The organism is Bacillus bruguierae, assembly GCF_037104725.1.
Taxonomy (GTDB): domain Bacteria; phylum Bacillota; class Bacilli; order Bacillales; family Bacillaceae_G; genus Bacillus_A; species Bacillus_A bruguierae.
Genome location: NZ_JBAWSX010000012.1, coordinates 30,602 through 50,495 on the forward strand (window position 1 = coordinate 30,602; position 19,894 = coordinate 50,495).

At 33.6% G+C, this 19,894-nt stretch carries 15 protein-coding genes and 3 pseudogenes; 15 read left to right on the forward strand and 3 right to left on the reverse strand.

Going from position 1 to position 19,894, the window contains the following annotated elements:
* The first annotated feature begins 86 nt into the window (after positions 1-86).
* The 9 genes and pseudogenes from essB (at position 87) to WAZ07_RS18300 (ending at position 10,812) form a co-directional block, all read left to right on the forward strand.
* Positions 87-1,295, forward strand: a complete 1,209-nt coding sequence (gene essB, locus WAZ07_RS18260; protein ID WP_336473576.1) for a type VII secretion protein EssB — start codon at positions 87-89, stop codon at positions 1,293-1,295.
* 40 nt (positions 1,296-1,335) lie between these two features.
* Positions 1,336-5,835 carry a type VII secretion protein EssC gene (gene essC / locus WAZ07_RS18265; protein ID WP_336473577.1) on the forward strand — a complete coding sequence of 1,500 codons (4,500 nt, stop codon included), beginning with the start codon at positions 1,336-1,338 and terminating at the stop codon, positions 5,833-5,835.
* Positions 5,832-6,656, forward strand: coding sequence for a DUF3952 domain-containing protein (locus WAZ07_RS18270; RefSeq protein WP_336473578.1), 825 nt, complete (start codon positions 5,832-5,834; stop codon positions 6,654-6,656). Before essC ends, WAZ07_RS18270 begins: the two co-directional genes overlap by 4 nt.
* A gap of 2 nt (positions 6,657-6,658) precedes the next feature.
* The gene (locus tag WAZ07_RS18275) at positions 6,659-8,404 is read left to right on the forward strand and encodes a lipase family protein (protein WP_336473579.1); all 1,746 of its coding nucleotides are present in this window, start codon (positions 6,659-6,661) and stop codon (positions 8,402-8,404) included.
* 64 nt (positions 8,405-8,468) lie between these two features.
* A complete protein-coding gene (locus WAZ07_RS18280) occupies positions 8,469-8,729 on the forward strand; it encodes a hypothetical protein (RefSeq protein WP_336473580.1) in 261 nt (86 codons plus the stop codon).
* 1 nt (position 8,730) lies between these two features.
* On the forward strand, positions 8,731-9,069 hold the full coding sequence (locus WAZ07_RS18285; RefSeq protein ID WP_336473581.1) for a DUF4176 domain-containing protein: 339 nt from the start codon (positions 8,731-8,733) through the stop codon (positions 9,067-9,069).
* 139 nt (positions 9,070-9,208) lie between these two features.
* A complete protein-coding gene (locus WAZ07_RS18290) occupies positions 9,209-10,021 on the forward strand; it encodes a DUF3952 domain-containing protein (protein WP_336473582.1) in 813 nt (270 codons plus the stop codon).
* Between the two features lie 25 nt (positions 10,022-10,046).
* A pseudogene (locus WAZ07_RS18295) lies at positions 10,047-10,298 on the forward strand (lipase); the annotation flags it as partial.
* A gap of 166 nt (positions 10,299-10,464) precedes the next feature.
* Complete coding sequence (locus WAZ07_RS18300; RefSeq protein ID WP_336473583.1) at positions 10,465-10,812, forward strand: hypothetical protein; 348 nt, start codon at positions 10,465-10,467, stop codon at positions 10,810-10,812.
* Positions 10,813-10,972: 160 nt separating this feature from the next.
* Here WAZ07_RS18300 and WAZ07_RS18305 read toward each other — a convergent pair whose 3' ends face one another.
* Positions 10,973-11,458 (reverse strand): NUDIX hydrolase, encoded by a 486-nt coding sequence (locus tag WAZ07_RS18305; protein WP_336473584.1) that lies wholly within the window; start codon positions 11,456-11,458, stop codon positions 10,973-10,975.
* Positions 11,459-11,769: 311 nt separating this feature from the next.
* Between WAZ07_RS18305 and WAZ07_RS18315 the strand changes: the two genes are divergently transcribed.
* The gene (locus tag WAZ07_RS18315) at positions 11,770-12,321 is read left to right on the forward strand and encodes a hypothetical protein (RefSeq protein ID WP_336473585.1); all 552 of its coding nucleotides are present in this window, start codon (positions 11,770-11,772) and stop codon (positions 12,319-12,321) included.
* Between the two features lie 41 nt (positions 12,322-12,362).
* The gene (locus tag WAZ07_RS18320) at positions 12,363-12,707 is read left to right on the forward strand and encodes a hypothetical protein (protein ID WP_336473586.1); all 345 of its coding nucleotides are present in this window, start codon (positions 12,363-12,365) and stop codon (positions 12,705-12,707) included.
* Positions 12,708-13,149: 442 nt separating this feature from the next.
* Here WAZ07_RS18320 and WAZ07_RS18325 read toward each other — a convergent pair whose 3' ends face one another.
* Complete coding sequence (locus tag WAZ07_RS18325) at positions 13,150-13,278, reverse strand: hypothetical protein (protein ID WP_336473587.1); 129 nt, start codon at positions 13,276-13,278, stop codon at positions 13,150-13,152.
* Positions 13,279-13,326: 48 nt separating this feature from the next.
* On the opposite strand from WAZ07_RS18325, the gene WAZ07_RS18330 reads away from it, so the two are divergent.
* Together WAZ07_RS18330 and WAZ07_RS18335 are read left to right on the forward strand one after the other, a co-directional pair.
* Entirely contained in the window at positions 13,327-13,668 is a 342-nt protein-coding gene (locus tag WAZ07_RS18330) for an EexN family lipoprotein (protein WP_336473588.1), read from the forward strand.
* Between the two features lie 436 nt (positions 13,669-14,104).
* A pseudogene (locus tag WAZ07_RS18335) lies at positions 14,105-14,896 on the forward strand (hypothetical protein); the annotation flags it as partial.
* Positions 14,897-15,618: 722 nt separating this feature from the next.
* On the opposite strand, the gene WAZ07_RS18340 reads toward WAZ07_RS18335, so the two are convergent.
* The gene (locus WAZ07_RS18340) at positions 15,619-17,487 is read right to left on the reverse strand and encodes a SpaA isopeptide-forming pilin-related protein (RefSeq protein ID WP_336473589.1); all 1,869 of its coding nucleotides are present in this window, start codon (positions 17,485-17,487) and stop codon (positions 15,619-15,621) included.
* Positions 17,488-17,701: 214 nt separating this feature from the next.
* Here WAZ07_RS18340 and WAZ07_RS18345 point away from each other — a divergent pair, with 214 nt between their 5' ends.
* Both WAZ07_RS18345 and WAZ07_RS18350 read left to right on the forward strand, forming a co-directional pair.
* Positions 17,702-18,526, forward strand: a complete 825-nt coding sequence (locus tag WAZ07_RS18345; RefSeq protein WP_336473590.1) for a hypothetical protein — start codon at positions 17,702-17,704, stop codon at positions 18,524-18,526.
* A 446-nt stretch (positions 18,527-18,972) separates the two neighbouring features.
* Positions 18,973-19,761, forward strand: a pseudogene (locus tag WAZ07_RS18350) (hypothetical protein).
* The last annotated feature ends 133 nt before the right edge of the window (positions 19,762-19,894 follow it).

Below are 19,894 nucleotides of genomic sequence, written 5' to 3' on the forward strand. Positions count from 1 at the left end.
TCACTTCTACATAGCAGCGACTTATATGTTGAAAAAACAAAATGGACTCATATAGAAAAGAACATGACAAAGAGGAGTAAAGGACTATGACAGAAAGAACGATTCAGCTAGATTCGATGCAGTATCTATTTGAAACGACTGAACATGTACGGAAATTGAAGTTATCGAAATCACAGACGCGTGTTAAGGACATACGGCAACTGGAGTTAATCACGGAAAAATCTAATTTCTTTGTACCAGCTACAGTAGAAGATCATGAAGATATGTTTACATTTGAATTCGACGTTAAGGAATATACAAGGGAATGGCAAGATGTACAAAAACTAGGTAAAAACGATAAATTACGACTATTGCTTAATGTTGCTCGCTTTCAAGAGTGTTTACAAACTCGAAAAACTTTCTTCCTTCATCCAGACAATATCGTATTCGATGACAATTATATGCCATATCTTGTTTATCGTGGTATTCGTGATATCGTACCACCGTATCGCTTAGATGATGCGAAATTTTTACGCCAGTATAAATGTTTAGTTGTTGCGCTATTCTCGAAGAAATATAGTTTTGATGAGTTATATTCTGGTTCATTGGAAAATGCGAAGGATACAGCGTTTGATCGTAGTGTTGTTGATGCTAGTACGTTTAATGATCTTATAAAGTTGTTAAATGATCATTATAGAAGAGAACAAACGACAACAGAGAAAAATATGCAGCTTGTGCCGAAAAAACGATTCCGTTTATTTAAACGATTATCCATTTCGATGATTGTTGCTTCGATTGTTCTTGCTGTACCGCTTGGCTATTTCAGCTTTGTGAAAATGCCGTATCAAAATAAATTGTTAGAAGCAGATAAAAATTTCTTAGCGACAGACTACGATAAAGTAATTAACACTTTAAAGGAGCAAGATCCTGAGAAACTACCAGATGCCTCTAAGTATGTTTTAGCTTCTTCATATGTGAAAGCAGAAAAATTAACAGATGATCAAAAAGCAGCAATTATGAAGAATGTGAGTCTAAAAAGTGATAAAAATTATTTACTATATTGGATTTACAACGGGCGCGGGGATTTCTCGAAGTCTTTAGATCTTGCGAAATATATTGATGATCCGCAATTGATTATGTACGGATTAATTAAACAAATCGAACAAGTGAAAAACAATCCAAAATTAACTGGCTCGGCGCGTGAAGAAAAAGTACAGAAATATCAGAAAGAATTGGAAGAATACCAAAAGAAATACAATACAGATTCCTCAGGTGACTTATCAAATAAAAATCCATCAGGAAATAAAGCGAACTAAGCATTATACGAAATAAAAATACAAGAAACGGGAGATAGAGATGGTACAACTACTAACAATTAGTTACGGCAATCAACTGCATAAATGTCATCTTAATCCGGAAAAGCGCGATTCAGTCACAATCGGTAACGAATGGTCCGATACTGTTACATACGCGGACTTAGAAACGCGTGTAGTGGTGAAGTGGGATGGCGAAGTATGGAACATTGAGAATGAAGCCTTACGTGTAAATGAACATGTGACAATAGATATCACGAAAGAGAAACAAATGCACTTTTACTTGACGGAATCAGGAGAAGAGTATGTGTATGATACAGCGTCCAAATATAGTATTTCGTTTGGCGCAACAGATCGCGATGATGTGATGATTAAGAATATGAAAGCTAACTTGCTGTTTATCCGTGAAACATTAGGAGATCGTTTTAAGGTCGTTGTCAATGACGGCTATGTATATCACAATCTTTTCCGTATTACTGGTGAGGAAGTGCTTGAACCGGGCGATCAACTTTATTTTGACGGTATAACAATCAAAGTTGGGAAAGAAGATATTCAAATATTAGCCTCATCTAATCGCGTTATATCAAAATTAACACGTTTAATGGAAGCTGATAATGATTTTGGTGAAGAATATCCGAATTATCATCGTTCCCCGCGCATTATTTATCGTGAGCCAGAGGAACAGATAACGATTGGAAAGCCATCTCACCTACCGTCAAAACCAACTGAACAACTGGCGCAGATGATCGTACCGCCAATTGTGATGATTGTGTTGACTGTAGTAGTGGCACTCTTTCAGCCGCGCGGAATTTTTATTCTCGCATCACTAGGGATGACAGTGGTAACGGTAATTATTTCATTAACCACGTATATAAAGAATTTAAAGAAATACAAAATTGAAATGAAAGAGCGGAACGAAAGTTATCAAAATTATTTGAAGCAGAAAACGCAAGAATTGTATGCTGCAAGTGAAGAACAAAGGCATGCTCTGGATTATCACTATCCAAACATTGAACAAATTCGTGATATGGCAGTAAAAATAGATTCTCAAGTCTATGAAAAAACAATGTTACACCATGACTTCTTAACATATCGCGTTGGATTGGGCCGTGTTGATTCTAGTTTTGAGATTAAGTTTAGCGAAGAAGAGTTTACACAAAACAAAGATGAATTAGTAGAAGCTGCAAAGGACTTACGTACGCAATATAAGGGTTTAAAGAATGTACCAGTTGTGACAGATTTAGTAAACGGTCCAGTAGGTTATATCGGACAACGAAAGTTAGTAATTGAACAGCTGCAAATGCTCGTTATGCAGACAGCTCTGTTTCATAGTTATTATGATCTACAATTCATTACAATTTTCCCAGAAGAAGAAAAAGCAAATTGGGATTGGATGCGTTGGTTACCGCATGCGAGTTTACGAGATATTAATGTTCGCGGGTTCGTTTATCATGACCGAAGCCGTGATCAAGTATTGAACAGTTTGTATCAAATTTTGAAAGAACGTAAGTTAGCTGTGGAAGAGAAAGGCAACTCCAAAGAAAAAGTGTATTTTGCACCTCATTACGTTGTATTGATTACAGATGAAAAACTAATTTTAGATCATAGTGTAATGGAATTCTTTAATGAAGACCCAAGCGAACTTGGTGTATCTCTCATCTTTGTAGAAGATGTTATGCAAAGTTTACCAGAACATGTAAAAACAGTTATAGATATTCGCGATGCGAAAAACGGGAACATCATGTTAGAAAAAGGGGAATTAGTAAATCGCCACTTTACGCTCGATCACTTCCCAGATGGCTTCAACAAAGAAGATATTTCTCGTGCATTAGCACCGCTGAATCACTTGCAAAACTTAAGAAACAGTATTCCAGAAAGTGTTACATTCCTTGAAATGTACGGTGTTGAAAAAGTTCACGAACTAAACATTAAGGGTCGCTGGGCGAAAAATGAAACATTTAAGAGCTTAGCTGTACCACTTGGCTTACGCGGTAAAGATGACATCGTAAACTTGAACTTACACGAAAAAGCGCACGGACCGCACGGATTAGTCGCAGGTACAACAGGATCTGGTAAATCAGAAATTATTCAATCGTACATTCTATCTCTTGCGGTGAACTTCCATCCGTATGAAGTAGCATTCCTACTTATCGACTATAAGGGCGGAGGAATGGCGAACTTATTCAAGGATTTACCGCATTTATTAGGAACAATTACGAACTTAGACGGCGCCCAAAGTATGCGTGCCCTTGCATCGATTAAAGCAGAATTACAAAAACGTCAACGCTTATTTGGCGAACACGATGTAAACCATATTAACCAATATCAAAAGCTATACAAACAAGGCAAAGTGACAGAAGCAATGCCGCACCTATTCTTAATTTCGGATGAATTCGCGGAATTAAAAGCAGAGCAACCTGACTTTATGAAGGAATTAGTATCAACAGCACGTATCGGTCGTTCCCTAGGAATTCACTTAATCCTAGCAACGCAAAAACCGAGCGGGGTCGTAAATGATCAAATTTGGAGTAACTCTAAATTCAAATTAGCACTAAAAGTACAAAACGCATCTGACAGTAATGAAATCTTAAAAACACCAGACGCTGCAGAAATTACACTGCCAGGGCGAGCGTACTTACAAGTCGGAAATAACGAAATTTATGAACTGTTCCAAAGTGCATGGAGCGGGGCGGATTATATTGAAGACAAAGATGATCAAGAACAGCTAGATACGACTGTTTATGCAATCAATGCGCTTGGGCAGTATGAGATTTTGAGTGAGGACTTGAGTGGACTCGGAAATAAAACAGAAATCACAACTGTACCAACTGAACTTGATGCGGTTATCAATTACATTCATGATTACACAGAAGAAAACCGAATTGAAGCATTACCAAGACCATGGTTACCACCGCTTCCAGAGAGAATGTTCCTGCAAGACTTACATCTAGTAAACTTTAAGGAAGCATGGACAGATGAAAAGAAACCATTACGAGCAACAGTTGGTTTACTAGATCAGCCTGAACTACAAGCGCAAACACCTCTTACATTAGACATAAGTAAAGATGGTCACGTTGCAGTCTTCTCAAGTCCAGGATACGGAAAATCAACTTTCTTACAAACAGTCATTATGGATATGGTGCGTCAGCATAGTCCGGAGCATTTGCATGTGTATTTAATCGATCTTGGTACAAATGGTCTGTTACCATTAAAAGGATTACCTCATGTGGCGGATACAATTACAATTGACGAAACAGAAAAATGCTTGAAATTAGTAGAACGATTAAATCAAGAAATGAAAATTCGTAAGCGCATGCTAAGTCAATATGACGTAGCAAGTTTAGAAATGTATGAAAAAGCTAGTGGAAACAAAGTTCCGAATATCATTGTAACAATTGATAATTACGATGCAGTAAAAGAAGCTAGATTTTATGAACAATTTGAAACGCTTATGATGCAAGTTGTCAGAGAAGGTGCAAGCGTAGGAATTCATGCATTGATTAGTGCTGGAAGACAAAATGCACTACGTATTCAATTATACAATAATATTAAATTACAACCTTGTCTGTACATGATTGATCATACTGAAGTATCAAATATTGTAGGACGATCTGATATTAGGATCGAAGAAGTTACAGGCCGTGCAATGATAAAACTGGAACATCCTACATTATTCCAAGCAGCATTACCAACAACAGCAGAAGATGCACTGCAACAAATTCAATTACTGCAACAAGAAGCACATGAAATGGATGAAGCATGGCAAGGAGAGCGTCCAAAAGCAATTCCAATGATGCCAGAAGTAATTGATTTAATGACATATCGTAACCATAAACAAGTGAAACAAGCATTACAACTTGGACAAATTCCAATGGGTCTTGACTTTAAAGAGGTGGAAGTCGTTGCCCATGATAGTGCGGTAAATGACCACTTAATGATTTATGGTGTAGACGATAGTATAAGAAAACAAGTCGTATCAAGTATCATTTCTCAAACAAATAAAGACTACTTTGAAAGTGTAACGTTAGTAGACACGAGCGACTACGGATTTATTCAATATAAAGAGAGTGTAAGCCACTACATCGTAGTAGAAAATGATGTGAATACTCATCTCAAGCATTGGATAGAAACTATTCGCGAACGATCCAATGAATTATCACAAGCAAGACAAGAAGGTAGAGAAGTACCAGCATTCACAAAACAACTCATTATCATCGCAAACGTCGAAGAATTTAATCGACTTGTTTACATCGAAGACACAGCAGCGGCAACTTTAATAGATTTATCTCGTGCAGTAGGCATTTACTTTATCTTTGCTGGTCATCATGAATATATGGACCGAAACAGAGATGCATTGCCAATGAAAATGCGAAGTAAACTAACAACAGCAATCATCGCAATGCCTTTAAACGACCAAAGCATTTTCAGCATCAAGTATGTAAGTAACGAACCAGCTTTAGGAAAAGATGAAGTATACTATTATGTAAAAGGAAACATAACTAAATTGAAAATGCCAAGAGTAACGAACGAGGTGACTGTATGAAAAAAGGAGTAAAAATGAGTTTCATAAGTGTATTACTAGGAACATGCTTAACGCTTACAGGATGCAAGGTTGAGTATAAGGATATTGCCAAAGCACTGGATGAAGGTGATATGAAGACTGTGATGGCTGCAAGTGATGATGGGTATGCTTATGTGTCAGTAGGTGTTTATAGAATTCTAGAGTATCCGAAGGTGGGAGAGAAGAGGGATGAAAAGAAGAAGGATGAAGAAAGAATAGACCAAGTCACGGAAGGAATTTTTTCGATAAGGGATCATTCATTTTATGGTGTAACTTCACAGTCTAAGAGTACGTACACAATGCATTACTCTGGAGGACATATAAGTGATGTAACGGATAAAAAAGAGAAAAATGTGTATACAACAAACATAAGTTATTCCAATAAGAACATTCAGCTTGCTACACCTAATTTAGACGCCTCTTTAGTTACTTTCTTTTTTACAGATTTAAAAGGGCTTGCGAAAGTTACACCTGAAGATACAAGAAGAGGAATGGATGAGCCTGTACTGGTCACGTTTAAGTTTAATAAACAACAATTTGATAAAATTGTGAAACCGAAACTACACTTGGATTATGATGAATTTATATCAGCAGAACTAGAAATGAAGCTAAATTCACCTAATAAACCTAATGAAATTGTAGATATGAGTTTGGATATCAAGTATAAAAAGAAAGTTCAGAATCAGTTGTTATCATTTGAAGATAGTTATGCTGTTGGCTTTGCGCATAAACAAGATAATGATAAAGATGGAAAAAAGGAGTATTTAGATTATAAAAATAAATTTAATGAGGGGAGAGAGTAGAAATGTCTAAAACTGATTTGGATATAGGGAAACTAAAGCCAGCCAACAAGGACGATGGTTATTCTAGAGACAGGGTTACTAAGATTAGTACAGACGAAGGAAAGTTAGTATTAGCGGGTACAGGAATTTATAAATATGATGAGGGAAAGATGTCTGAGGATGAATTATTCCGTAAGTATAATGCTAAAGAGCTAACTGGTGGTGTTAGCAGGCCTAGCAATCCAGAACTGGGTTTTGGCGCTTATGCTTTGCAAGATGCTACTACAGGAGAAATAGTTATCTCCTTTGTTGGGACACAGCCGTCCAAAGATTCTTTTGGGGATTTAAAAACGGATGGTGCACTAGGTCTATATAACATGTTGCATCTCAATTTAACCCCAGATCAAGTGGAACAAGCTAATAAATTTTACGAACAAGTAAGAAAAGATCACCCAAATGTTAAAATCACCATAATTGGTCATTCATTGGGCGGGGGGCTTGCAAATGATGTAGCAGTTCGTCATCGTGGGGATAACATTGAGGTATTGACATTAAATCCTGCCCCTATTCCGGATAAGGATGTAAAAGGTAATGTATTTGATATGGAAAATATCAGGAATGTAATCAATAAGAAGGATCCACTGCATATAGTTGCGAGGGCGACGGACATGGTCATACCAGGAAAAATATATATGATGCCTAACGATGAGAGACATTCTGAAGCTTTTAGGCAATCAGAGTTTGATAATGATAGGAAGCTTATTCGGTTTCAACAACCTGCTGATTTTAATGATACAGGTTTGGATAATAAACTAACCCCTCTGGAACTTTGTGAGGATGGTGGTATTTTATATGAAGCGCTTACTGGAAACAAATCCAATAAATACATAGAAGGACTAATAGCTTCTTCTATAATGAGGCATCCTATTGTTGTTGAATTTCTAATGATAAGGGATGCACCACTTTTAGTTTCTCAGGTGAAAAGTGCGTTATCGTCAGCACAAGCGACTGCTATTCAGTTTTATGAAGACGTAGTAAATGAGATTAGTAAGACAGTAGATGTAGCTAAAGAAGAGGTTGTGGAATTTAGTACACAAGCTATAAGTAAAATCGGTGATGCAGTAGATGCGGCTAAAGAAGAGGTTGTGGAATTTGGTACACAAGCTATAGGTAAAATCGGTGATGCAGTAGATGCAGTTAAAGAAGAGGTTGTGGAATTTGGTACACAAGCTATAAGTAAAATCGGTGATGCAGTAGGTGCAGCTAAAGAAGAGGTTGTGGAATTTAGTACACTAGCTATAAATGAAATCGGTAAAGCAGTAGATGCAGCAATCGACTTGATTGAAACAAGATTAGCTACATGTAAAGAGAAAGTGTTAGAAGTATTAAAAGCAGCCTTTAATGCAGCGATAGATTTTTTTGCGGGAGCTCTTATGGTGTATTTGAACCCAGGTGAAATTATGGCAATCGCAAGAGAAGTAGCACCATCTCTTTTGAAAGATATTGTGGATGTGTTTAAAGGTGATTTTGTCATCGATACAAATATTACAGCAGTCGTAGAAAGTCATATAAGAGGCTATCGTCAATCACTTCTTACTCTTTTTATGAGCGATAGCAGAAAAGGCGTAGATCGTTCATTGCTTGGTGAAATTTCTAAAGATGTGAAGGAGCTAGCAAAAGATTTAAGCGAATTAAAGGAGGATGTTTCCTCTGCAGTTACTTCCATGATAGCAAAAGATGGAGAGTTAGGGACGGTAGCATATTATTGATAGGTTCTAAAATTAGTTTGAAAGTTTCAGATATTTATAGAACATATAAGTAAGGAGAAATGTTATGGATTTGCATTTGATTATGAGTAAAGTTCATAGTACATTTTCGGATAACGGCGGACGAGATCAAATATTGGGTGTAGTGAAACAACTTGAAAATGCAGCAGCGTCTTTAACAACAGATATTAGAAGTTTAGAGAGCAGCATTGATACACATATGAAAGGGAAAACACGAGATGCATTCACCGATCGTATTCATCAGTTAGAAAGAAAACGACAAAAGATAGAAGAAAAAATTAACGTATTAAAAGGGACGGTTAATTAATATGAAAGATTATATGGAGACGGTATTACCATTAGGAAGTGTAGTAAGATTAAGTTCTGATAAAGATGTAGATTATGTTATTACAACAAGAGGTTTGTTATTGGAGGATAAAACATTTTACGATTATGGAGGAGTGTTACTTCCATTAGGTTTGACGGGAGAAACATATAAGCTCTTTAACCATTCAGATATTGTACAAGTTCAATTTGAAGGATACCGAAATAAAATTGAAGGCCAATTTGCAGCTAAGTTTAAAATATGGCGTAATGAGTTTGTAGAAAAGGTAATTGAACCAAAGAAAAAAGAACAGACAGATAAGGTAGCTGAAACGAAGGAATAATAATTATAAACCTTCTCCTTTCTATATCAAGAAAGGGGAAGGTTTATTTAAATTGTGCGTATGAAAAAGCGAAGTAAACGAGAAAAAGGAAACATAATCAAATTGAAAATGCCAAGAGAGTAACAAAAGAGGTGGCTATATGAATAAGAAAGTTAAAGTGCTGCTTGTTATGGCGATAGTAGCAACTTTATTAGGCGGATGTAGTTTAGGAGAAACGAAGATTAAATATGAACCATTTGTAAAGGCCTTGGATGAAGGAGATATGACGAAGGTTATGTCTGCGAGCGATGATGGGTATGCACATGTGACCCAAAGAGGTATATATTGTGCGTACGAAGAAAAAGAAGATGGAGAGCATAGTAAAATAATCCGTCAAACTACGGAAGGTGTATATAATACGAAAGATAAAAGTTTATATGGCGATACAACACAAACAATTGCTACTGATATAGAAAATCCAAAGGAAAAAGGGACAAACGAAAATTATAAAAAAGAAACCGTTTATAGTACAAATATTATGTATAGAAATGGGCAAGTACAAAGTGATTCTAATGTTGATGTTTCTTACGTTAACTTAATTGTGGATCGGTTAAAAGGAATAGGGAAACTAAAGATGAAGTCAGGCGATGATATCAAAAAGTTTGATCAGCCTAATACAGTTGGATATAAACTAACTGAATCAGAATTTCAAAGTATTATTAATGACAAGCTAAAAATGCAATATGACGAATACAGTGGGGCGACAATTGTACTTCATCTTGACGGCGCAAAAAATCCAAAGCAGATACTGGAATTAAGTATTGATGTAGACTACAAGAAAAAGAGTGACGAGGGGAATTTAGTAAGATATGCGTTACAGATACACACATACTTTAATAGAAAACAAGATAACAATCAAGACGCCAAAAAAGAATATGTAGATTATAAAGCACAGTACAAAAATAATAAATGATTAGGAGCAGACTAAAAAGTTAAAGATAAATTCTGATTGGGGTAAATTGGAGATAGCTGGTCGGGATATCTATGATTTTAGGGCGGGGAAATATCCGTATGATCAATCAAGTGAAACGAATAAAGAAGTATTATAAGCAAATTTTAATACAGAGCTTATATATCATGAAGTAGATGGAAATACAGGATTTGCAGCATGTTCTTTTAAAGATAATACAACAGGAGAAATTGTAATAACGTATGTAGGAACAGATGCAGAAATTGGTGGTCGCAATATAATGGTGTAACCTACTTGACGGTCGCAATTTCCTTAATATTCATAAAAAAAATTCGGTGAAAACATTATTCTTTATAGAATTCATGATGGTGGTAATAAAATAGATGTTGTAACTCAGGATGGTTAGAAATAAAATTCATGCTAGAATAAACAGGGAGGAGTTATGTATGTTACTTGGTACATATACTTTATATATGGGTAAACAGTATAAAGTTCTTAATTATGACAAAGAAAGTAAAAACGTTAAACTACAATTAGATGATAAAATCAATTATAAAATTGTAAAAAGAGATGCTGTTGAAGAAATATATTCTATACAGACTGATTGTTTTTATAAAGGTTACAAGTTTCAAGTTATATCAGAAAAAGAGGATAGCATATTAATTTATACTCCTAATTATGAAGTAGGGGCTGAGTTAAATATGGAATTTATAGAACGCTCTGTATTTCATAAATGGATAAAGAAGAATGAAGTAGATAGAATAGTAGAAGAAAAAATGGTATTAGATTTATAAGATTTTATTAATCTATTAACCAAAATTATCGAATCAAGGTATAAAAATGTATAACGATGATGTTAGAAATAGAATGATAGAAATAAGCAAAAGGCGATGTTAATAAATATTGTTGATAATATAAAAAGACTTTTCTTGATTTGAGGGTCTTTTTATATTGCTATTGTAAAGCACAATCTAATATTTCTTGATAAAGACTGTTCCATTCATGATGATATGAGGATGTCTCATTAGGATTTACAGACTTACGTTGTGCAGATTCATATTTAGCTTCGAATGGATGCAGTTTTGTTATATGCATTTTGTAAAATACTTGGAAGCCAATTTTAGGATAAGGACTAGTTTCATTCCAGAGTGGATTTTCACTATGGTCAACGATTATGTGTCCTAACAACTCGCATTCTCCCTCTATATAACCTTCTTCCATCGCTTCACGTTTACAGCATTCTTCTGGAGTTTCATCCGACTCGATGTGTCCTCCTGGAAAATCCCATCCTCTATGGTTTAAATCAACCAATAATAATTTATTCCCTTGAAAACAAAAGCCGCGTACACTTGTAATTAAATCATTTTGTGGGAGTTTATTGTTCTTTTCCCAAGTTAATTTAACTCTTGATTCTCCCCATTTTACATAGATAGTAGTCAATTTTCCCCTCCAGTATCACAAACAATTAACAATTCCCTATTTTAGATGTCTTAATTGGTTTTATTTGTAAAATAAGATAATTTAAGTTTATCATAAGTAGTATCAGTCGGGAATAATAAACTTTCCACAATCATTTTGCTAACTGCTGTATGATCACTACGAAATTTAACTATGAAACCAATTCAGATAATGGTTGAGGTATTTGGTAGTTATGCCATTAAGTAAATCCAGCCCTTTTCATCGGCTGTGATAGTTCCTGTGGCATTACTAAAATTAATTAGCCATTTTATGAAAGGAACGGTGTTTAAGAAGTGAGAAAAGAAGAATTATATCAAGAAGCAGAGCATTGTATGAAGTTTACAAATGAAGAGATATTAAGATATTTTGTCAAGCCTTTGAGTATGAATCCGGATGTTGATATTAGAATTGTATCAGATGATGAGGAGATTCCAGGAGATTTAGATAAAACAATTGAGACTGTATGTTTAGATGGAGAAAGAGAAGGATTCTTTGTTAATTTCATAGGTTGTCAAACATCAATATTTATTCTGGATACAGAAATTATGTTTATCGATGATAAGACGAAAGTAAACTATACTTCGAGTGATACTGCTTATAATGTTGTATATGAGGGCAATCTTAGATGTATGACACACAAAGAAATTTTAGACATGTTTGTTGAGATTATTAATTATTGCATAGGTACATATGAAATATATGTTCAAGAAGAAGAAATTGATAACATGAATTATAACAGTTATCAAACATTCAAATATGAGATTAACTTAAAAGTTAATAAAGGAGAAAAGAAAAAGCTAACTTATAATAATGTTTATATAAATATAGAGGATAAATGGTCTTAAAATGATTAGAAAGGGGTCACAGAATGAAAGGAGAGTGAACAATGAAAACTACTATTACAGCCAGTGAAGCTTTAAAAATAGCTCAGAAATATCAAGCAAGTTATAAAATACCAGGAGTTATTAGTGATGATACTAATAAATCAGTTAAATTTTATGAAAGTTTTTATAATGTAAAAGGATTTGCATGGCTGGTTCTTTCAGATTTAGAAGATAATTATTATGAGGGCTCTGATGAGTTTACGATTGTAATTTCAGATGAAAAATTAGACGTTGAATTTGTGTTAGATAATAACGGTATATCTAGATATACTCATATTGATGTGGAATATGAAATGACTGATGAAGAATTTGTAGAAATATTCGGTGATGATGAAAAAGAAAATTAAAAACCAAGATAATAAATATATTATTTTGAAGGTATAAATACTATCACTAATAAAATTAATAAATGAAAAGATTTTTAAGAGTATGTGTTAAAGAGATGATTTCGGTATTATTTCTGTGTGCCCTATGATTCTAGCAGCAAAGTAGGACAACTCATCGACACTGAAAATGAAGTACATGGATGCTTTTACACGAGCCATGCGAGATTTAACCATTAACAAATATGAAACATCAGGGCTAAAGAAACAATTGCCCCGCCTATGTGTAAACGACAGAGCGTGTCAAAGAGAAAAGTACCATAATGATATCTTTATTTCTAATAATGTGTGTAAGGACACTATGATAATGTTAATTATTTGAATGGAAATTTAAAGGAGAGAAGCGCCAGGGTGTCAGAAGTTAATTGGTAGAATTTGAAATGATGATGAATAGTTATTTTATCATTTAATAAATCAGCCCAGGACAAGGGGTAAGAATAATAGAAAACGCATCTTTATTCAAGGCGTGTTTTTTATTATATTTTTGCTTCATCTGTAACACATAATCCGCTGCAATAATAAATCCAATTTTCAAAAGAACATTACCCTCTTTTTGTTAATTATGTATAATAATAGGGGTGATTTGTGTGGATTTAAAAAAATAATAGTAAGCACAATGCTAACAGCTTCGTTATTTACATTATCTGCTTGCAAGGAAAAAGAAGTAGTAAGGCCAGTAGAGAAGAAAGAAGAGCAAATTGGTATACAAACAACAGTAGAAGAACTTCGGCAACATATTGATAAACGTGGTTACATACTTTACACGGATTATCCGATTCGCCGTGTTACAAGTGAAAATAATTGGGCAACTAATATATCTAATTATGATGATGCGGTTATTAACATTCGTACAGAAGAACCACTTGAAAATTTATTATCAGATGTGGTGAAAGAAGGACATGCGTTTATAACCGTACAACATTAGAAGAGTTATATAAAGCTGAAAAATTGAATAAGGAATTATTAAATTAAATAGATTGTTATAATTAGCTGTTATTTTTTATCCCGTAAAAGCCCGATTGGTTCAACTAACCATCAGTGGGGAAGGAAGCCCCCCCACTGATGGAAGTTTCACTTTATGTGTAAGGTAAATAGCCACAAAAATGGGTAATCAAGTGAGTATCTATTTTCTTATTTATCGCATTTAGAGAATTAATAATAGTTTTATTTATTATAACTGTTTCGAAAAAAGTAATGTTTTATCTATTTAGGGATAAGAGTGAAGAATGGAAGTGCAGTTTATGTTTTGTTCTGCACAGCAGCTACTTATATGTTGAAAAATTAAAATGGATTTATATGCTTTAACCGTACTTTTAAATTGAATTAATAGCACTCAAAATTGGAAAGTAGGTAGTAAATGAATGTTAAAAATGAAGGAAGAGGATTTAGATTTTTTCGAAATAGCAAATAGAAATCGATTTCGTCCTGATAATGTAAAAATCTTTTTTTGGGGGGTTTTTATATATACTTCTATACCGATGCTTATCGTATTTTTAGGTTTTTTGCTGAGTGGTGATAAGATTTTTTTAAGCCCTTTTGAGAAGAAAGTTCTACTAACTGAGCTAAATTTATACGTTTTGGAATTCATTTTTTTAATGCTATATATGTCTCCGAAGATTGCTTTTAAATTACAGAAACTCCAAGCCATCGTGATGTTATTTTATTCTTTTCAAATAGCAACATTACCATTTATGGTTATGGTGGTTGGAGGAATATTTGATTTTCCATATAACAATAAGACACTGGTTTATATTGGTTTAATACTATTGGGGGCAATATGTATTCACATTGTAGAAACAATTGATGTTTTTAAAAGGGCAAAACATGGAGGATATAAGTTGGAAGGAGGGACTGTCTCGTTTTTTACTAAAGCGACATCATTTTTATGGACTGGAATGATAATCTATGTAGTGGTTCTACTTGTATTAATTTTTATAAACATTAATTATGCATTTGATAACATGGAGTTTTATGTTATACAAACAATAATATTATATATGTTTGCTATTGAATCGGCAGAATTTGTCTTATTGGCGTATTGTCGATTTAAATTCCCGTCATTCAATATTACATGGGAAGAGCATGAAAAAAGAAGACAGGAAAGGTTAAAGTTATATAAAAAGGGGGAAAGAAAAGGCAAAAGAAAAAGTAAAAAACAAAAGAAAAAGAATAAAAAGAAGACTTGGATTTACATTAGTCTTTTCGTTTTACTCTTTGTTGTACTTTCTGTAATTGAGGGGTTTCAAGATGAAGAACTAATTCGTAACGGTAAGCCTATGGAGGTGACTGTTATAGACAGACAAATCGAAAAGGAGCATATCATATTTGAGCACCCTACATTGACATTATACGTAGATAATGAACTTAAAAAGGTATGGGTAAAGCAAGAAACATATGATAAAGCATTATTAGGCAATAAGATTCATGTAATTAAGTATAAAGGTGAGGTTAAACTAGACCCTAGATATGATTATGAGGATTTAGTAATAGAACGCCATTAACCAAGTAAGTTAAACAATGTAAAAACGTATGGAACATGATATTAAAAGTATTGTTGATTATACCTATTACAGTTGCCTTTACTTTGTATTCTCTCATGACCGAGTATACTGTATCAGCAAACAATGGTGATTATAAGACTTGGAAACAGTACGAAGGTAAACGTCAAGCAACTCTAAAATCAATCTTTATTGTATATTTTGAAGTTACTTGACGTTTACAAAAATATAGTTATTACATAAATAAAGTGAAAATAGCAAAACAGTCTTATAAATCTAAGGTCATTAAAAAAGTCCATTAAAAGAGAAAAGAAGATAATCACCTACTATATAGTTGATTATCTTCTTTTGTTTTATATATAGTATCATAGTTTCTCTTACACTTTTTGTCTCATTTTTAACAGATAGCCTCCTGCAATAATAGATCCGATTCCGAAAAGAAGTAAGGACGAAAATTTCATTCCAGTAGATGGAAGGTACCTTCTATTCTTACTTATAGGCTTATCTATAAGCTTCGTATTTGTTGAAATTTCATTATTCGGAGTTTGTGGTTGATTTGGTGTGGGTGTTCCTGATGGTTGCTTTTTCTGATTCTTCACTGTATGTTTAATAATTTGCCCATCTTCTTTAATTTCAAAAGAGAAGGTTTCTTCGTTAATAACATAGCCATCAGGAGCTAAAGTCTCTTTATAGGTGTATTTGCCGTAAGGAAGTTTAAATGTGGCAGTACCGTTTTTATCGGTTTTCCCTTTTGTAACTTCTTTTCCTTGCATATCATAGATAGTGAACTCAGCATTCGGAAGTTTCGTGTCGTTATTTGCACTGTCAACTTTTGAGATAATGAATTCTCCAGAAATCTTTTTATTGTTCACTGTATGTTTAATAATTTGCCCACTTTCTTTAATTTCAAAAGAGAAAGTTTCTTTGTTAAGAGCATAGCCATCAGGAGCTAAAGTTTCTTTATAGGTGTATTTGCCGTAAGGAAGTTTAAATGTGGCAGTGCCGTTTTTATCGGTTTTCCCTTTTGCAACTTCTTTTCCTTGCGTATCATAGATAGTAAATTCAGCATTCGGAAGTTTCTTATTGTTATCTTCACTGTCAACTTTTGATACTTCTAGTTGTCCTTGTATATTTTCATTTTTAACTTCTAGTAAAGCAGTTTCACCTGTTTTTACTTCAATTTTTTTAGCCGTAGCATCTAATATATAGCCATCAGGCGCTTGAATTTCTTTTACGATGTAAGTTCCAATAGGAAGTTGATGCAATTCAGCAATGCCTTTATCATTTGTAGTGATATTTTTTTTGATATCACCTTTTTCATTTGAAACTTCAAATACAGCATCTTTTAAAGGTCGTTTCTTTTCTCCTAATTTCATAATTTGTAAAGATCCTAGTGTTTCCCAATTTACGACTAAATCTGTACTAATGTTTTCGCTATTTCTTTGTAATAATACGCCTACATTTTGAACGATTTTTCCTCCATCAAAAGCAATGGCTTGTAAATTCGTTAACGTTGATTTTAATCTGAATTTGAAATCTCCACTAGGTGTACTTTTAGGAATTAAAATTTTAAATTTTTCCTTGATAGAAAATGTAGTTTTCTTTTCCCCATTTTCATTTAAGATTTGGGTTCCTTGAGGTGCATTTTCAGTTTGAACTGTATATGTTCCAAAAATTGCGTTTGTTTGAATTGTATATAGACTTGTTTCTAAATAGTCTCCATTTTGTTTTGCGGTTTGGGGCTCAGCAGGGGTTACATTGAAAACAATCTTTTGTGATTCTGATTCATCTTTAGATTTTTCGACTAATTGTTTCATAAGAGTGTGTACTTTTTGATTCTTGGGCACTAAATCATCTACTTGTAATTGTCCCATAGCAATCCATATCGCTAATTGGGTGGCATAATGTGCTTCTTCTTTGGTAGATACACCTAATTCGGCGGGACTTTTTTGTGGATATCCATGTAATAGTATACGATATACTGGATCACTTGCTTTCCCCATTTCTGGCAAATCCTCACCGTTAGGAGTACGTAGGCCTAGTATTAAACAATATGCGACATTCCCTGATCCAGTTTTGAATAATGCCGCTTTAATTTCTTTGTCTTTTGATTTACTATAACTCCAATTCATTTGATAGTTTTCACGATGAATAACTTCGGCTTTAACTTGTGGAACAGAAACTCCTAGCAACATAATAAGTACACTTAGCATGCAAACCCATTGTGCTAACATCTTTTGTTTCATTTCATTCTCCACCACCATTTACCAAATTTTATGGATAGAAAATCTTATATTTTCATTGTACTTGTTGTTCGAAAAAGAGAATAGGTGGTTTTTTTGTAAAGTTTTGTAATTTTCTGAAAACAAAAAATGTCGTGAGGATCATGTGAAGTTTTACTAAAAAGAAAACTCCCCTCTTTTTTGGTAAGTATGTATAATAATGGAGGGGGGTGCTCGTATGAAATATAAAAAAATATTAGTAAACACAATGTTAGTGGGTGCATTATTAACATTATCTGCTTGCGAGGAAAAAGAAGTAGTAAAGCCAGTAGAGAAGAAAACGGAGTCTCAAAAGGAACATGTAACATCTGATAAAACAGAGAAAGTCACTACAGAAAAAGAAAAGAAAGATGGACAAATTGGTATACAAACAACAGTAGAAGAACTTCAGCAACATATTGATAAACGCGGCTACATACTTTACACGGATCATCCCATTCGCCGTGTTACAAGTGAAAATAGTCGAGTGACTGATATATCTAATTATGGTGATTCAGTTGTTAACATTCGTACAGAAGAACCACTTGAAAATTTATCACCGGATTTGGTGAAAGAAGGATATGCGTTTATGACAGTAAAAGAAAATCCTTCTTTTCAATATAAATCATGGGATGAAATAACAAATTTAGAAAGGGCACTTGTAAAAGCAGTATATGCATCAGTTCCTGCACTTCGTGTGCTAGAAGCTCCTGCAAGAAAGGGAGATTTTTCAAATACTGCTGAGATTACAGCGGCACTTACATACTTGCGAAAAGGTGGAGAATTTGATTATATGGCTCCTGTTGCGCAAGGCGAAGTAGACCAAGGGCTATTTCAAAAGAATGATAAACTGAAAAAAAGTTGGAGTAAGTTAGCAAACATAGAAAACCTAAAAGAGAATAAAGCAGCCTTTTCCCAAGCATACGAGGAGGCGCGACAAGAGACAAACAATATGCTAGGCCTTCTCAATATTTTATTATCTAAAAATTATGAGGAACGTCTGTCGCAGGTTCCTAGTAAATAGATTGTTATAATTAGCTGTTATTTTTTATATGTAAGGTAAATAGCCAAGAAAATAGGTACTCAGGTGAGTATCTATTTTCTTATTCATTGGATTCAGAAAATTAATAATGGTCGTATTTATTATGATTATTTAAAAAAATAAAATTTCTATATATTTAGAGAGAGGAGTGGATGATGTACAAAGAAAATTGTTTCATTCTTACTGTATAAATACAAAATGAAGAAAGTGGCATAAAAGCCTTTAGGAGAGCGAGAGAATCTGGCTATGCTTAAAATCTTCCTATTACATACGAGGGTTAAAACAAAGAGAGAAAGTAAGTGCAGTTTATGTTTTGTTCTGCATAGCAGCTACTTAGATATTGAAAAATTAAAATGGATTTATATGCTTTAAACATATTTTTAAGTTGAACTAATAGCATTCAAAATTAGGAAGTAGGTAGTAAATAAATGTTAAAAATAAAGGAAGAGGATTTAGGTCTTTTCGAAATTGAAAATAGAAACCGATTAAGTCCCGATAATATAATAACCTTTTTTGGTGGAGTTTTTGTATATACTTCTATACCAATGCTTATCATGTTTTTAGCTTTTCTGATAAGTGGTGATAAGATTTCTTTAAATCCTTTTGAGAAGATAATTGTACGAACTGAGGTAAGGTTATATATTTTGGAGTTCATTTTTTTAATGATATACATGTCTCCAAAGGTTGCTTTTAAATTACAGAAACTCCAAACCATTGTGACTTTATTTTATTCTTTTCAGTTAGCAACATTACCATTTATCGTTATGGTGGTTGAAGAGATATTTGATTTTTCGTGTGACAATAAAACATTGTTTTATATTGGTTTAATACTATTGGGGGCAATCTGTACTCACATTGTAGCAACAATTGATGTTTTTAAAAAAGCAAAACATGGAGGATATAAATTGAAAGGAGAAGCTGTCTCGTTTTTTACTAAAACGAAATTACTTCTATTGATTGGAATGATAATTTGTGTAATGGTTCTGCTTGTATTAATTTTTTAAAACCTTAATTATGCATTTAATCAAATGGCAATCTATGTTATACAAACAATAATATTATATGTATTCGCCGTTGTATCAGCAGAATTCGTCCTATTGGTATATTGTCGATTTAAATTTCTATCATTCAACATTACATGGGAAGAGCGTGAAAAAAGAAGGCTGGAAAGGCTAAAGTGGTATAAAGAAAGGGAAAAGAAAGACAAAAAGAAATAAAATAAGATGGATGTAAAAAAGTGGTAATTATTACATTCTTAATAGTTAATTACTAGTTCTTAATCAAATAAATATAGAGGGAGTTAATCTTATGAAAGTACAAAACATGGAGGATATAGATTGAAAGGAGAGG